Source organism: Chloroflexus sp. MS-G (genome assembly GCF_000735195.1).
Lineage (GTDB): Bacteria > Chloroflexota > Chloroflexia > Chloroflexales > Chloroflexaceae > Chloroflexus.
Genome location: NZ_JPIM01000096.1, coordinates 1 through 16,792, shown reverse-complemented (window position 1 = coordinate 16,792; position 16,792 = coordinate 1). Strand labels below are relative to the sequence as shown.

Annotated in this window: 10 protein-coding genes; 2 read left to right on the top strand and 8 right to left on the bottom strand. The window is 60.1% G+C overall.

Annotated features, from left to right (window positions below):
- Positions 1–80 precede the first annotated feature (80 nt).
- The 6 genes from JE47_RS0115410 to JE47_RS0115385 form a co-directional block, all read right to left on the bottom strand.
- Complete coding sequence (locus JE47_RS0115410; protein WP_031460612.1) at positions 81–2,780, bottom strand: beta-galactosidase; 2,700 nt, start codon at positions 2,778–2,780, stop codon at positions 81–83.
- Position 2,781: 1 nt separating this feature from the next.
- Entirely contained in the window at positions 2,782–4,680 is a 1,899-nt protein-coding gene (locus tag JE47_RS0115405) for a glycoside hydrolase family 31 protein (protein WP_031460611.1), read from the bottom strand.
- A gap of 12 nt (positions 4,681–4,692) precedes the next feature.
- Positions 4,693–6,033 (bottom strand): RNA-guided endonuclease InsQ/TnpB family protein, encoded by a 1,341-nt coding sequence (locus tag JE47_RS0115400; RefSeq protein WP_031460610.1) that lies wholly within the window; start codon positions 6,031–6,033, stop codon positions 4,693–4,695.
- Between the two features lie 18 nt (positions 6,034–6,051).
- The gene (locus tag JE47_RS0115395) at positions 6,052–6,681 is read right to left on the bottom strand and encodes an IS607 family transposase (protein WP_442856924.1); all 630 of its coding nucleotides are present in this window, start codon (positions 6,679–6,681) and stop codon (positions 6,052–6,054) included.
- 255 nt (positions 6,682–6,936) lie between these two features.
- Complete coding sequence (locus JE47_RS0115390; protein ID WP_031460608.1) at positions 6,937–11,013, bottom strand: caspase family protein; 4,077 nt, start codon at positions 11,011–11,013, stop codon at positions 6,937–6,939.
- 315 nt (positions 11,014–11,328) lie between these two features.
- Positions 11,329–11,820, bottom strand: a complete 492-nt coding sequence (locus tag JE47_RS0115385) for a hypothetical protein (protein WP_031460607.1) — start codon at positions 11,818–11,820, stop codon at positions 11,329–11,331.
- Between the two features lie 334 nt (positions 11,821–12,154).
- On the opposite strand from JE47_RS0115385, the gene JE47_RS0115380 reads away from it, so the two are divergent.
- Both JE47_RS0115380 and JE47_RS0115375 read left to right on the top strand, forming a co-directional pair.
- Positions 12,155–13,174 (top strand): LacI family DNA-binding transcriptional regulator, encoded by a 1,020-nt coding sequence (locus tag JE47_RS0115380; RefSeq protein WP_031460606.1) that lies wholly within the window; start codon positions 12,155–12,157, stop codon positions 13,172–13,174.
- 29 nt (positions 13,175–13,203) lie between these two features.
- Entirely contained in the window at positions 13,204–14,310 is a 1,107-nt protein-coding gene (locus tag JE47_RS0115375; RefSeq protein ID WP_031460605.1) for an ABC transporter ATP-binding protein, read from the top strand.
- A 311-nt stretch (positions 14,311–14,621) separates the two neighbouring features.
- On the opposite strand, the gene argC is transcribed toward JE47_RS0115375, so the two are convergent.
- On the bottom strand, positions 14,622–15,620 hold the full coding sequence (gene argC, locus JE47_RS0115370) for an N-acetyl-gamma-glutamyl-phosphate reductase (RefSeq protein ID WP_031460604.1): 999 nt from the start codon (positions 15,618–15,620) through the stop codon (positions 14,622–14,624).
- 437 nt (positions 15,621–16,057) lie between these two features.
- On the bottom strand, positions 16,058–16,477 hold the full coding sequence (locus tag JE47_RS0115360; protein ID WP_031460603.1) for a DUF2237 family protein: 420 nt from the start codon (positions 16,475–16,477) through the stop codon (positions 16,058–16,060).
- Positions 16,478–16,792 lie beyond the last annotated feature (315 nt).

The window sequence follows — 16,792 nt, the reverse complement described above, 5'->3', positions numbered from 1 at the left end:
AGGTTTTCAACCTGCCCATTGGGATAGGTTTTCCCCGTCGGGGCGGGTGTTCAACCCGCCCAGTTGCGACGTAAACGATCCTACGCCTTCTCTTCATACACCAGTTCAACTGTACCGGTGCGGGACTGCTCGACGAAGAGTAAGAGTTCGTTGTGCGCGTTTAACCACGAGATCGGCAGTTTGTACTCCTCTTGCGGACCGATTTGCCAAAAGCGACCACAGTTTTGGCCGTTGAGCCAGATGCAGCCTTTGTCGAGCGTACCGGGACGTAATGCCAGGCGTTGTATGGTCGAAGGCAGATCTGCGCGAGCAAAAACTGCCTGTACGAAAGCCGGACCGGTTGGCGGCGCCGGTTGCTCGCTGACAGTGACTCCTGCGCGAAAGCTCCACTGTGCCGGTAGTGGCCGGTTGCCATCGTAACTGATCAGTGTAGCTCGCCACGGCGCACCGGCGTAGTTGAGAATTTGCAACGCCAGCGTGTTCGTTCCTGGTTGCAGCAGATGCGTAATATCGGCGCTGATGAATCCGCCACTGCGATGCCGACTGAACCGCTCAACCGCAATCCCGTTGACGAAGAAGGCACCTGAGTTGCGATCACCGGTGATGTGGACGCGATAGCGCTTACCGGCTAGAATCTCAATAGGACGAATGAGCCAGACCATCGGCCCGGTCCAGGCAAACCGTCCGAGGTGAACGGCTGTCGCATCTGGACGAGCTACCCAGGGTTTGATGTTGGCAACCGCTTCACCAGCGAATTGCACCTCTTGCCAGTAGGCTGCCCAACCGTCGGAAATGTCGATCTGGTTGCCGTCAAGATAGAGAGGCGCGAGTAGCCCTTTCCGTTCCCCCAGACCTAGGCCGTAGTTGAAGCGGCCCAGATTATCAACCAGCAGTCGTAGATCATGACGACCCGCAGGAAGGCTTAGTGGTAGCGTGTAGCGGGGGCCGTTTGGATGCAGGCCTAGCACGCCGACAAACTCGCCGTTGATCAGTACCAGGGCGCGGTCGCTCAGCTCAGGTGCAGCCAGGGTCGTATTCAGTGGCGTCGCCAGCTCAAGCTCGGCCCGGTACCAGCCATAGCCGTAAGGGCAGCCGAGCTGTTCGAGCGGCGCCGGGGCGGGGATCGGCTGCCAACCGGTATCATCGGTTGCTTCCACAACAGCAAACGTGCGTGTAGGGAGTATGGTCCGCCGTAATGGTTGCGGCGGTGGCAGCGGTTGACTACCGTAGCGCTCGGCCAGTGTCTGTGGCAACAACTCGATTAGTAAGGCATGATCTTCCCATGCGACCTCAATCCGTCGCCCTTCGGCAGTAATCCAGTAATCGATCTGCAAGGTCTGTTCACGCAACTGCACGCGGGCAGTGAGACCAGCATCGGCAGCGTTGATGCCTACCGGCGGCTCAGGCAAGTGGAGGATCAGTTTGCCCTGTTCACCTTCACGACCGTAGATCACGAGGGTGCCCTGATCGGGCCAGTAGCCGAGAATACGTCCGGTATGGGCGATGACGCTGATTCCACTCTCGCCGAGTGGTAAGTTGGCGAAGATTGGCCGGATACTGAGCGGTTCAACTTCGACACTCAGATGTTCACCCCCAGGGAGAAAGACCTCATAGGTGATGGCTTCGAGGCCGGGATTACTCAGGAAGGTCGCGCAGAAGTCGCGCCAGGCCGGCGGTGCGTCTGGTGAAGCACGGACAGTACGGTATGGCTGTACACCGCCCTCACTACGACCAGCGATAGTCGGTGGAGCGATGACTGTTATGCCACCGGGGACAGCATCGGCCAGCACAGCAGAAAGTTCGGCCCCGAAACAGCTCAGAAAAAGGTGATGACGACGAGCAACCAGGGCCTTGGCCGTCAGCCGACCATACTCATCAACCGGTGCATCGTAGTCATAGCTGGTTGTCATGTGGATCAGATCGCCGCCGACGGTGCGTCCACCCCAAAAGCCAAAGTTGGTTCCGCCGGCCCACATCCAATGGCTAAACCCAGCGCAACCGACTGCGGTCAGTTGGTGAAGCGTCATATCGAGCTTAGCCGCTGTTTTTCGGTTCTGACGTGCCCCGCCCCAATTGTCGAACCAGCCACTCCACAATTCCGAAACAATCATCGGGTTGTCAGGCCAGAGCTGGCGGGTCTGTACCAGCTTCTCGGCAATGCCACTCCAACCGTTGCGAAACTCTGGATTGTTCGGCATTGCGCCCATACAGGTGTATTGCGGCACGTCAATGCCTCGTTCGAGCGCAGCCTGAGCCAGAGTCTGCTGATGACCATCGGCGCCATACACTCCCGACGCCCAGTGCTCATTCTCGATCTGGCAGAGAATAATCGGCCCGCCACGAGTGTGTTGGCGCGGCACGAGGATCGGCATCAGCACATCGAACCAACGCAAGACCGCATCGCGGAAGGCCGGATCATCGGTGCGCAGATGCAGATGACCACTTGCGGTCAGCCAGGCCGGTAAACCGCCGTTTTCCCACTCGGCGCAGATGTACGGGCCGGGACGCACAATCACCTTCAATCCCAGCTCGTGGCAGAGATCGAGGAACGCACCCAGATCGGCTTCATCACTAAAATCGAATTCGCCGGGTTGCGGCTCGTGTCGATTCCAGGGAATGACCGTATCAATTGTGTTGAGACCGGCCCAGCGCGCCTGTTCGAGCAACGGTCGCCATTCGGCACGCGGCCAGCGCATGTAGTGAATACAACCGGCCAAAAGATACCATGGTCGGCCATCAAGTTCGATTCCGTTACGGGTGACGCGAACAGTACGATTCATGTTAGCCCTCCACCCGTTCAAACAACGGTAGACGCTCGAGCGGCGCTGGTACGTTAGCTAATCGCACCGGACCCTGATGGATAACGCCGCTCCAGTAGTCACGCCAGACACCATCTGGCAGATACACATCGCGCTGTCGCCGACCAGGCTGCACGACCGGCGCAACCAGGTAGCGCGCTCCAAGGAGAAACTGGTCATCACAGGAGAGCGCATCGCGATCTGACGGGGCGTGCCAGAAGAGCGGACGAACCAATGGTATACCATCACGCAGATTCTCCTCGATGAGCGTTGCCAGGTACGGCGCCAGATGAACGTGGAGTTGGGCGTATTGGCGACAGATCGCATCAACCTCACTCCCGTACTGCCACGGCGGGATGCTAAACTGCATAGTGGGCAACAGCGCGCACAACTGCGTCCAACGAACCATCAACTCGCCATTGGGCACTTCACCCTGGTAGGCATTACCGCCAATCATATCCGGCAACACGAACGGGAAACCGCAGACACCTAGGGTCAGAGCTTGGGTGAGCACACTGTGCAGCCCGTTATCAATCCCCCAGCGACTCCATTTATCCCATTCACGGAAGAGGAGACCGCGCCGCTGGCTACGCCAACCGACCCGTACCTCGGCATAAGCAAAGTGATCGGCGACAAACTCGGTATAGCGGTCGGCATACCGACGACGCGGCTCACGCGCATAACAGATGGCGTCAGGCGGGATGAAATTGGCTTCCCCAGCATCAAACTTGAAGCCATCAACGCCGGTTTCAGCCTGCAACGAGCGCAATTCACTCAGCCACCAGGCCACCGCTTCTGGATTGGTAAGATCGAGCACACCACCGTAGCCTTGCCACCAGCGCACCAGGTACGGTGAATTATTGGCAGGATGGCGGATCAGATAGCCGCGTCGGGCCGCGACCGCAAAGGCCGGATCACGCGGATCAAAAAAGACCGGTGTCCACAGCGTCACCTTGAAACCGGCAGCGTGCAATTCATCAACCATGCCGCGTGGATCGGGAAACTTCTGCGGATCGAACACATACGCCCCATAACCACGCTGCCAGCGATCATCAATCTCGAGCACCGAGTAGGGATAGCCACGCGCCACGATTTGGGTGGCGAAATCTATCACATCGCGCTGAGTTACCGCCATTTTGTACTGCGCCCAAGTCGTCCAGATCGGTCGCGCAAACAGCTCGAGCGGTGGGGCCGCAGTCGGTCGCCCCAGTAGTGGCAAAGCAGACGCAAACGCTGCCGGGGCATGCGCTGCCAGAATGACATGACCGACCAGTTCTGGGCCAGGGGCGGCATAGCGTTCGTCGAAGCCCAAGGTGGGCGGTGGCGCAGCTTCGCGGGCCGTGATGCGTAGCAAACCATCACCATCACGATTCATCATCACTGCCAGCTCACCATCACCCTCTTCGAGCAGCAAGGCGGCGCCAGCGGCATTCAGCCAGAACGGAGTCACGATATTGAGCGTCCCGTCTCGTCCATGGTCTGTTGGCTCGAACGGGTCCGAGAGCACCGTTCCACTGTCGAGCGGCCAATGCTGAATCACTCGTTCACCCATGCCGTACCATGGCCGGCCTGGATCAAGCTGCCACTCTACCCGCAGAGCGGGCAAGCGGGGCGGTCCAGACCAGCTCAGCCGAAAGCCAGTAGGTGTGCTCTCAATCACCAGGCGAAACACGATGTCTGGGTGGGCAGTTGCATAGTGAATGCGGGCCTGACGTTCACTCACATCAACGTTTGTCACCCCAATAACCGGAATATCGGCGCCATAGGCTTGGGCAACCACCCCCCTACAGATCAACACCGGACGTCCCTCATACGTAAACATCACCTGGCCGTGCGCATCAAAGGTTGCGCTCCCAGATGGACTGTGGATCGTGTGCTGCATGACCATCTGCTATCAAGAAAGTGCGCAAAGGTGCGCACGGTTCTCTTCCTGCCCCGACGTGTCTTGATGACCACCGTCGTCTCTGACAGGCGTGACTTTCCCGGCTGCGGCGGGGACGGTCCCCGCCGCAGCGCCGCCATTACTGGTCGGACTCGCCACGGGTAGGGCAGTTTCGGTTGCCAGCCGTTTCAGGTTCCGCGCCGCATTGAGGTCACGGTCATGGTGCGCGCCACATTGCGCACACACCCATGTTCGATCGCTCAACGTCAGCACCTCGTTTTTCCAGCCACAAATGGAGCACAGTCGGCTACTTGGATACCAGCGATCAGCAATAACCAACCGCGTTCCGTAGCGTTTCGCCTTGTATTCCAACTGCGAGCGCAACATCCCAAAACCCACGTCAGAGATGGCGCGAGCGAGCTTCTCGTTCGCGAGCATCCCCTTGACGTTTACATCCTCGATCACTACCGCTTGGTTTTCGCAGCAGAGTCGAGTCGTGAGCTTGTGGGTGAAATCCGCTCGGAGATTGGCAAGGCGGGCATGCAGCCTTGCCAATGTCGCAGCGGACTTTCGCCGGTTGTTCGAGACCGGCAGGCGCGTTCCTTTGGGCAGGCGGGCACGGCGTTCAAATCCTGCTGCCTTCTTGGCGGCTTCCAGCTTGCGGCTGAGGCGCCGACTACGGATTTTCAGGCGGCGCAGCGCTGCTTTGAGCGGCTTGGGCGCCTCAATGACTTCACCGCTGGAGATCGTTGCGGCAGCCTTGATACCCAGGTCGACGCCGTTGACCTCGTGCGACGTGCGACGCCGATAGCATTGCGCATCGGGCACTTCGACCTGTATTGCCACAAACCAACGATCCGCCGTGCGCGAGACCGTTGCGCCCAAAATCTTGCCCGCGAAGCGCAGTTCCTCGGTCATGGCGACTTCGCCGATCTTGGGCAGACGGATCGTCTTGCCATCCAGGGTGAACCTGTCGTTGGCAACATAAAAGCTGTCGCGGCAACGCCCCTTTTTCTTGAAGCGCGGTGCGTGCGCCTCTTTGCCAGCCTTGAGATCAGTGAAGAATCTTTCCCAGGCTTTGGCGAGATGGGCAAACGGCTGGGCGTGTGCGTCCCGGTGAATGTCTCGCAACCACGGCCGTCCGTTCTCATCGAGCCACTGTGGGTCGGTGTCCGTGATGGCGTTGAACTGTTTTTTGAGCGCCATTGCGTTCGGCTTGCCGCCTGCTGCGTATTGTTTGTTCCATTCATTGAGCGCCCAGTTCCAGACGCGCCGGGCCGTGCCGCAGGCACGCTTGAAGTAGTCGATTTGCTCAGGAGTCGGACAAAGGGCGATCGTGGGGGTTCGTTGCATCGTTTGGCCTTCTTGGCATTACTCATGACTCGCATCCTGTTTCAGCGCTTCGTCCAACTTCTTTCGATAGTTCCTCACACCGTATCGCCGAGACGAAAAACAGTGCACGATGGTCATCACGTCTTGCACCATTTCCGGTTCGGGAGACAGCCGTTCCTGGGTGAGCACCAGCACTGCGCAACCATGGGTTTTGGCGTCATGTTCGAACCACGCAACGCCGAACCGGGTGAGGCGGTCCCGGTGCGCGAGGATCAGCATCGTGACGTCCCGTCGCCCGATCGCGTCCATACGGGCCAGCAACCGCTTGCGCGTGAAGTTCAGCCCGCCGCCCACTTCCTCGATACACTCGACCCCCGCCAATCCCTTCGCCACCACGAACTCTTCCAGCACGTTGCGCTGATTCGCCAGGTCCGGCTTCTGTGCTGCACGCGATACCCGACAGGAGGCGACCAGCGTGGGTGGCGCATGGTTTGCCTGCCGCAAACCGATGAACTCACGGATCTGCGTCTCAGGGGAGAGACGGCGGTTGCTGTCCGTTCGGGCCACCGGGATCAGCCTTCCTTCGCGCTCCCAACGCTGCAACGTCTTGACCGAGACACCAAGGAGTGTTGCGGCTTTGCCTGTGCTCATGGTGTTTTCCACGAGCACCATGCTACACTATCGCGTACTAGAAGTCAAGCTAGAGTCCGGCTCCGTACTCGATCAGAACCCGCTCTGATGATACCAGAATCTGCAGCGGAGTGAAACGAGCATAGCGGGGTAGAAATGAGAGGGAAGATGGAGTAGGTAGAGTCCGGCGCTGCCGGCTACTACTCATCGCGGCTGAGATGGTTTGTGAACTGACTGAAATCAACAGCCAGAATCCACTTACGCGCCGAGGGTGTGAACAGCGCACGCGATGGATCAAGCGGTACGCACCACCTGCTCCACCCAGCCAAACGCTGCCAGCAGATCGCCGCCTAGCGTCGGATACGTGCGCAGCAACGAGGCATCAACCACAAACAGTGTCGTCAACTCATTAACAGTTTGCGCCTGCGCCCATGCGCTGACCAGCAGCGCCATGGCGTCATCAATCTGACCGGCGCGGATCAACGCCTGCGCCAGGGCGCGCAGGGCCTCGGCGCGTAGATAAGGGGAGTCAATCGCCTCGGCGCTCTGCCGGGCGGCGGCGAAGGTCTGTCGGGCTGCGGCGTCATTGCCTACTGCCGCCAGCGCCTGCGCCAGGGCGACCAGGGCCACGGCGCGCTTTTCGGGTTCGGCAATCGCCTCGGCGCTCTGCCGGGCGGCGGCGAAGGTCTGTCGGGCTGCGGCGTCATCGCCCGCTGCCGCCAGCGCCTGCGCCAGGGCGACCAGGGACCAGGCGCGTAGATAAGGGGAGTCAATCGCATCGGCAGCAGCGCGGGCGTCTGCCCACTGCCCCGCTTCCGCTAGCGCCAGCGCCTGCGCCAGCTCGCCCAGGGCCACGGCGCGCCAAGAGGAGTCGGCAATCGCATCGGCAGTCTGCCGGGCGTCCGTCCACTGCCCCGCTTCCGCTAGCGCCAGCGCCTGCGCCAGGGCGACCAGGGCCACGGCGCGCTTTTCGGGGTCGGCAATCGCATCGGCAGTCTGCCGGGCGTCCGTCCACTGCCCCGCTGCCGCCAGCGCCTGCGCCAGCTCGCCCAGGGCCCAGGAGGCGTGCCAAGAGGGGTCGGCAATCGCCTTGGCGCTCTGCCGGGCGGCGGCGAAGGTCTGTCGGGCTGCTACGTCATCACCCGCTGCCGCCAGCGCCTGCGCCAGCTTACCCAGGGCCACGGCGCGCTTTTCGGGGTCGGCAATCGCATCGGCAGTCTGCCGGGCGTCCACCCACTGCCCCGCTGCCGCCAGCGCCTGCGCCAGCTCGCCCAGGGCCTCGGCGCGCTTTTCGGGGTCGGCAATCGCATCGGCAGTCTGCCGGGCGGCGGCGAAGGTCTGTCGGGCTGCTACGTCATCACCCGCTGCCGCCAGCGCCTGCGCCAGCTCGCCCAAGACCCAGGCGCACAAAGAGGCGCACCAAGAGGAGTCGGCAATCGCCGCGACGCTCTGCCGGGCGGCGGCGAAGGTCTGTCGGGCTGCTACGTCATCACCCGCTGCCGCCAGCGCCTGCGCCAGCTCGCCCAGGGCCACGGCGCGTAGATAAGGGGAGTCAATCGCATCGGCAGTCTGCCGGGCGTCCTCCCACTGCCCCGCCGCCGCCAGCGCGCCTGCCACCGCCTGCAGCGCCCAGGCGCGCTGCTCGGGGTCGGCAATCGTCTCGGCGACGGCGCGGGCGTCGTCCCAGCGTCTCGCCTGCACCAGCGCGCCTGCCACCGCCCGCAGCGCCTCGGCGCGCCAGAAGGGGTCGGCAATCGTCTCGGCGACGGCGCGAGCGTCGTCCCAGCGTCCCGCCTGCGCCAGCGCGCCTGCCACCTCCTGCAGCGCCTCGGCGCGCTGCCTGGGGTCGGCAATCGTCTCGGCGACGGCGCGGGCGTCGTCCCAGCGTCCCGCCTGCGCCAGCGCGCCTGCCACCGCCTGCAGCGCCCAGGCGCGCTTTCTGGGGTCGGCAATCGCCTCAGTGGCGGCGCGGGCGCGACGGAGCGCCGCCAGGCCGCCGGCAGCGTCGCGTTCCAGCAACGCCCGCCCCACTGCGGTCAGCACTGTTGCCCGTTTTCGCGGATCGCTCAGCAACTCGGCGCGGTCACGCGCTTCGGCGCCTCGCCCCAACGCTACCAGCGCGGTGAACAGTTCCGTCGGCCACCGGTCAACGCTGCTCGTCAGGCTGACCCGCAGCAGGCTGTAGCGCCAGACCCGCGCCAGCCATACTGCAATCTGCTGCCGGTTACGATTCGACGCATCTGCCATTGCCTGCCGCACCCGGTCGAGGTCGGTAATGTACGCTCGCAGACTGGGGTCGGCCCGCCGCTTCGCTGCACCGTACTCGTCATCGTCCAGCAGTTTCCAGACGTCGTCATATTGCTGCGCAGCTACCAGGTGTGTGACCAGGTGGGTTTGCCTGTAGGCGCGCCATTCCTGTTCGGCAGGCGTGGAATCCGGCTGCCAGAGGTGCGCCAGATCACGACTGCACCACGCGGCAATCTTCGCGTGGAAGTCGATCAGATCGTCGGTAGCAAACATGTGTGTGCGCAGGTAGTCGATCAGTTTCAGGTGGATCAGGCTGTACCGCGGCTGGCCATGAGCGTCGCGCACGCCGAGCAGGCCCCCCAGACGCTCGATGGCTGTCAGCATGCGATCCTGAGTTTCGCCGATGATGCCGCGCAGAGCGTCGCGGCTGAGCGGCTCCTGGGCAGCCAGCAAGGTGCCCAGCAGGGGGCGCAACACCTTCTCCCACAGGTTCCAGTCGCGCTGCAACCGGTCCAGTGTTGGCGTGAACAGGTCGCGTGGGTTGGCGATGACCCGCCGGAGCAACGCGGCGATTTCGGTAGTTGGTGTCTGGCGTATCTCCTGCGCCAGAAATGCCAGGTCGAAGGCATTACCGTGCAGCGCATGGTAGAGTTCCGATTGCTCATGCGCGCTGAGCGTCACGCCGCGATCACGCAGCAGCTCGCCAAAGTCGGCTTCGCTCAGTGGTGGCAGGCAATATTCGCAGTGCGGGGTGCGTAGTTTGAGCGGCGTCAGTGTGTCGTCGGGACGGGTACCGATCACCAATACTACGTTGGATGGGAGCTGTTCGGGCAGGAAGCTCAGATCGCGCTGTCCGATCCTCTGATCGGGTTCAATCTGGTCTAGCCCGTCAATCACCAGTGTCAGCGGACGTTCGGCGGCTAGATTGCTCAGCAGCGTCTCAAAACTGTTGCGCAATGCCACCACATTGTCGCCGTCGGGCAGGTAGGTCGGCGCATCGTCCTCGCGCTCGGCCAGGGTCAGCAGTTCGGCGATCAGATGGCCGAGCAGCGCAGCCTGTTCCGAAGGCCCAGGAGTGAAGCGGATGAAGTAGGCGGGGGTTGGTTCAGGCTCGCGGTGTTTGATCAGTTTGGCCAGGATGCTGCTCTTGCCCTGGCCAGCGACGCCGGTCACCAGCAAATAGCCACCGCTGGCACGCAGCTTTTCGATTTCATCCGACAGTTGCGCTAATTCTTCCACTCTGCCGACGAAGCCGTGCAGCAGCTCGTTGCGGCGAGCACTGCTGTGCGGTGACTGCCAGCGTTTGAGTCGCTGTTGCGCCTCGGCGCGCCGTTGCTCAGCCTGCTGCTTCTCCCGTGCCACTCGCCGGGCTTCGCAGTGATTGGCGAGCACCCAGTGGTAATCGCCTTTGTACTCAGTGAAGGGACGTAACTGATCGGGGCGCAGAGCTGCATGCTTTTTCACGGCATCTATCAATGCCGGGACCGTGACTAACCCATCACCCTGACTGTCCTTATCGCGCAGACATGCCACCACTCTCTGCGTCAACCACCCGCCGCGGTCATCTTCGTAGGCTTTCTCGCCCGGTACGGTTGCCGCCAGATAGGCGCGCAGGCGTCCGGTTGGAACGTTGACGCCGCAAAAGTGCTGTTCAATCGCATCGCCGATAGATCGCCGCTCGGCAGCCTGCGCGACATTACCGGCGAAGCAGCAATCGAGCACCAGCACCACACTGCGCGGCTCATTCCAGTCGAGCAACTCTTCGTACCACCAATCGAGGGAAAGGTAATGTTTGGGGTTTTTTTTGGCGCGCTGAGTAAGGTAGTCGGCACTGACCAGGAAGGTCGCACCGTCGGGATGGCCGTCTACTGGTATCCACGCTCCATGACCGCAGAACGCGATGAAGAGGTCACTTTTGTCATCAACCTGCTCGCGTAGCTCAGCGATAGCATCGCGGATAGCAGCCGTCGTCGCCTGTGGCCCGATCAGCGATTGCACCTGGAAGCCGCAGTCATGCAGTGCGCTCGCCAGATCATTCGCATCGCGTTCGGCGCTGCGCAGGGGGGCGAACAATGGATCGTTCCGCGGGTGATTGACACCGATGATGAGAGCACGTTTGGTCATGGGTGGATGGCGCGTCGATGATGGATGCTTTAAGCCAACACATCACTATTATACGTGAACCTCCGTCAGAAGGCAATCGGTGAGGGGGTAATCGGGTCAACGTTTTTGATTGGGTTTGCGACGTTAATGGTGGAAGGAAACCTTGCTCAGCAGATTTCTGAGCCGATACCGCTGCGTTTGTCCTGCTGCACACGGCTGACGCCTTCACCTTTCGCTGGAACATTCCTCGGCCAAAAAGGGAGAGGAAGGAAAGGCGGCAGCCGTTCGTTGTGAGAAGGGGAAGCTGCCCATCTTCAGACGGGTAAAGTCCGTCCCTTACCCATTCTTTTCCTCGTGTTTTGCCCAGGGCGGTAGCGGCAGTGGTGGAGCTCCCACCTGCACTTCAACATGCAGCCGGTCTGGTTCAATTGGGTCAGGAAATTGCTCACGTAATAACTGTTCGAGTAGTGCCTGGTCACTGTCGGCGGGTGGCGTCAACCTCGTATCACCGTAGATCAGAACGACAACGGTTGGTGGATAAGTGGTTGGATGACCGGCATCGCTCTTAAGTTTTCGCACCTCATTAAGCAGTTGGCCGATGGTAAGCGCAAACGTGGCGAGGGGAAGTAGTGGTTGCGCCGCCTGCGCAGCCTCGACTAGCCAGCGGTATAATTCACCCCCTCGCGAACCATCGTAGACCGGTTCAATGCGCTGTTGCCGGTTGACCAGACCCGTCACAATCTGGCGTGCGGTAGCCCCCACAACATCCGATCCCACATTCGCATTTGGTTCAGGGCGAAAGCTAAGCCTGATGGATATGTCTGGCATAACGTGCTCCTGTTTGTAAGCGGCAGCATTTACAGACAGTATACCGCACGGGTCGGCAGCGCATCTAGGCAGGCCGCAGGCGTGGGATCGGGTGAGCACATCGTCGGTACACACCTTCCTCTTCCCTCGCGGGAAGTGAGGGGCGCCAAACGTACTCTGCAAACGCAGGCGCTGAACTCGGTGATTTAGGCGATTGGTAAGGCACACGTGTTTTAAGTGTCCAGATAACGTTTGTCGTTCTTGACAACCGCACCGATGAGTGTTATACTCCGATTAATCGTTTAACTACTTAATGGATTAACCGCTTAATCGTTTAACAAAGGAATAGGGAGCTTTGGCTACAATTAAAGACGTTGCCCGCCGTGCACAAGTCTCAACCGCAACCGTCTCGTATGTCCTGAACGGCACCGGTGTGGTGAGCGAAGCAACCCGTGCCCGTGTCCTTGCGGCTGTTGCCGAGCTGGGCTATCAACCGAACCATAGTGCCCGCGCCCTCCGCACCCGTTCGCATACCATCGGCGTGGTTGCCCCTGGCATTGCCGGACGCCTGGCTGATCCAGGAACCGCCGAAATGCTGGCTGGGGTCAGTGAAGCAGCAACTGCTGCCGGGTATTGTCTGTTGATCGCTGCCCCGACGGCTACCGAATCGGAAGAGGAGCTGGCGCTGCGTCTCGTGCGCAGCGGGCGAGTCGATGGCCTGATCATCGTTGATCTCCGTCGTGACGATGAGCGGCCAGCACTCTTCGCCGATGCCGGGGTGCCGGTGATTGCAATTGGATCACCGACATCGGGTGTCGCTTGTCCGGTGGTGGGCTTTGATCTGCACGCCGGCGCCGAGCAGGCGATCCATCATCTCACCCGCCTTGGTCATCGCCGCATTGCGCTGATCAACTTTCCCTCTGATCTTTCAATGAGTGAACCGTTCTACACCGGCTATCTCTCTGCTCTCCATGCCGCTGGGCTGCGTCGTGATGCGGCATTGGTTATCGAAGCCGGGAGTAGTGAGACCGATGGGGTTGCGGCGATGCAAGAATTGCTCACACTGCGTCATCCACCAACCGCAGTGTTGGCCGCTTCCGATACCCTTGCCTTCGGAGCTATGCACGCGATCCGCGATGCCGGTTTAAGCGTCGGCGCACATATTTCGGTTATCGGCTGCGATGATCTCCCGCTGGCCGCACATACCTACCCGCCGCTCACGACGCTCCGTACTCCACGGCGCGAACTCGGTACCACCATTGCCCGCCATCTGATCGCGCAGATCGAACGGCGTCCCGTACCGGCGGTCACCCTGCTGCCGCTGCGTCTGATCATTCGTCACTCGACCGCTGCCCCCTCACCGATGAGCGGTTGAGCATATATTTTCGGAAAAGGAGAAATTACATGGCTTCGATTAAGTACGATCACGTCTGGAAGCGCTTCGGCGACGTAACCGTCCTCAAGAATCTCGATCTCGACATTGCCGACGGTGAGTTTCTGGTGCTGGTTGGCCCATCAGGATGCGGTAAGTCAACCGCTCTCCGCTGCCTGGCCGGGTTGGAAGAGATCACTGAAGGTCGTATCTTCATCGGCGACCGTGATGTGACCGATGTACCACCGAAGGATCGCGACATTGCGATGGTCTTTCAGTCGTATGCGCTCTACCCTCACATGAGCGTCTACGATAACATGGCGTTCGGTCTCAAATTGCGGCGTGTGCCCAAAGCCGAAATTGACCGGCGGGTGAAAGAGGCGGCGGAAATGCTCAGCATCGGCCACTTGCTCGACCGTAAGCCCAAGGCACTCTCCGGTGGTCAGCGCCAGCGTGTGGCGTTGGGACGGGCTATCGTGCGCGATCCCGCCGTCTTCTTGATGGACGAACCGCTCTCGAACCTTGATGCCAAGCTGCGTGTGCAGACCCGCGCCGAGATCAGCAAACTTCACCAGCGCCTTAAGACGACTTTCATCTATGTGACTCACGACCAAACCGAGGCTATGACGATGGGATCGCGCATTGCGGTGATGCGTGACGGTATCTTGCAGCAGATTGACACGCCTCAGAACCTCTACGACCATCCGGCAAATATGTTTGTGGCCGGCTTTATCGGTAGCCCGGCGATGAACTTCTTCGAGGCGCGCCTTGAGCGGACTGACGGCGGTGTCAGTGTTGTGGTCGGGAAAGAGTTTGTTCTGCCCGTACCTGCCAGCAAGCTCGATCACGTGAGCAGCCATATTGGAAAGACGGTCTACTTTGGTATCCGGCCTGAAGACTTGCACGATGCCCACTTCGTACCGCGTGGCGTTGATGAGCGGGCGAAAGTCCGTGCCGCCGTCAACGTCGTCGAGCCAATGGGATCAGAAATCTACGCCTACGTTGAAAACAGCGGCAAAGAGTTTATCGGTCGTTTCGATCCACGCTCGAGCGCCCGCACCGGCCATACGATGGAAGTGGTATTCGATATGGAGAAGATGCACATCTTCGACCGCGAGACGGAAAAAGCGTTGACATAATCCCTGCTTCTTCTACGGTGCGTGCTCTGTTGGACAAGTATGGCGGTACTCCGACAGATGTACCCTGACGAGCGGGATGACGCTGCTGTGCGCCGATGATCATCGCCCCAGAATGTCATTGGCGCGCAGGCACCGTAGAGGCACAGCAGCACTGCGCCCTTCCGGGACAACTGTTGCCATTCAACGATAGGTGGACGCTCGTGAACCGATCCTACCTTCTCCTGCAACAAGATATTTTGGACATGCTCTAAATGAAGAGAAGAGGCAGGATTGATCTTGCCTCTTCTCTTCACGCTCTCGTTCTCCTCTCGCTACACCAGCCCCATTGTCTCTGGGAAGCCAAGCATCAGGTTCATATTCTGTACTGCCTGCCCGGCAGCGCCCTTACGCAGATTGTCGACCACCGCAACCAGAATGGCTCGACCTGGTTCGACCATCTGATGACCGATGACCAGATGGTTCGTATACTGCACATGACGCAGCTCAGGGAGACGACCCGTCGGCAATACGTGAATGAACGGCTCGTGACGATAGGTGTCGGCAAACACTGCCGCCAACGTCGCATCGTCTACGTCGGGTTTTAGATTGACATAAATCGTCGAAAGAATGCCACGGAAAACCGGCAGTAAATGCGGTGCAAAGATAATGTGCAAACCGGTCTCCTGCTCCATCTCGGCCAGATGCCGATGCACACGCCCAACATTGTAGGCACTGAACGTCTCGTGAGTCTCGCCGAAATGTGTCTTCAGCGCCAGCGAGCGACCAGCGCCGGAAACCCCCGACTTACTATCGACAATAACTGTCGAATCGGCGAGTAGCTCGGCGCGTACCAACGGCGCCAACGGTAGAATGACGGTCAACGGGTAACAACCGGTATTGGCAACCAACCGCGCCTGCCGAATCCGCTCACGGTGTAACTCTGGCAACCCGTACACCGCCTGGGCAAGCAACTCTGGCGCCGGATGTTCCTTCCCACGCCGTGCCGCGTAGACCTGCGGATCGCTGATGCGGAACGTGTCTGAAAAGTCGACGACCTTTGCACCTGCCGCAAGGGCACGTTGAACGATTGGAATCAACTCAGGGGTATTATGGGGAAGACAGGTAAAGACGAGATCAACCGTTGCCGGATCGACCTCATCGACCGCTGCCAGCCGCAGATCACTGATGATCGGGAACACCTCGCTCAGAAGCTGCCCAGCCGCCGAGCGGGCGGTTGCAAAGCCGATCTCAACCCCTGGATGGCGGGAGAGCACGTTGATCAGCTCGATCCCGGTATAACCAGTCGCGCCATAAATACCAACACGGGCCATTGGTACACTCCTCCTTAGCCGACAAACCAGCACACTGGCTGTATTGTACCGTACTCTCTACCACGTGCGGTCAGGCGCAACCGCGATCACGGCAGGGTGAATCTGGCCGAGCCGACGTAAAAACCGGATCAAGCGCGTAAACATACCGTTTCTCCTCTTCCCGACGACCGTACACCTGTGCGTGACCCTTCCCTTCGGCGCATCACTTGTACGATGGGAAGTCGTCAACCGCACACGCTGCTTCACGCAGCCGCAAGCCGGTACTACCCGGCGGATGGACGGTCATCATGTATGCTGATGCGCCATTCATAGCATAGCATAGCTGTATACAAGGGGCATCAGACAAAAGGTAGAGAAGTGTTAACGGTGAGAGAGGGTTGCATCATGCATCCGCGACACCTCTTCGGCCATTCGCCAATCGACAAGGTCTACCCTGCTCAATCCTCGTTCGGCTCTCCTCCATCCACCACGACATCCAGCGCATACTGCAATAACACTGCACGCGGAATAACCGTTAGCGCAGCTTCATGCGTGGCAGCCAGAATAATCGGCGGCGCGACACCGGCCTCGTAAGCCTCTAACCAGCGCAGTGCACAGAGACACCAGCGGTCACCTGGTTTCAAACCAGGGAAGCGGTATTCAGGTCGCGGGGTAATCAGGTCATTCCCGCGTGAGCGGCTAAAATCGAGAAATTCGGCAGTTACCTGCGCACAAACAACGTGCAATCCGGTATCAAGTGGTCCGGTATCACAACATCCCGTCCGAAAAAAGCCGGTGAGTGGCCGCATACTACACGGCGCCAGCGGCCCTCCTAACACGTTGCGGGCTGGTGATGGGTTGTCGTTTTGTGTTGACATAATAATTCCTTTTTCCTCCGTCTATCGGGATGCATCGGTCGGGGTGTCGTAGTGTGGGCGTTTGTCCACCATGATCATACCAGATGTGGGCGCAAACGTAGGGTGCAGCGCCGCTGCGTCTGAACAACATCATGATCGATCAGCGGTTACTGAGCTTCCCAATCAGCAGAAATTCAGTGAAACATAAGAGATGCTATGTTTCACTATACCGGTACGCGACAAATAACGCTGGTCAGATGGTATTGATACGTTCAACCTCTCAGTTTCCTCAAGCGATCACGAGTCTGTCGCGTCTGCGGGTGGTCGGGGCCGAGC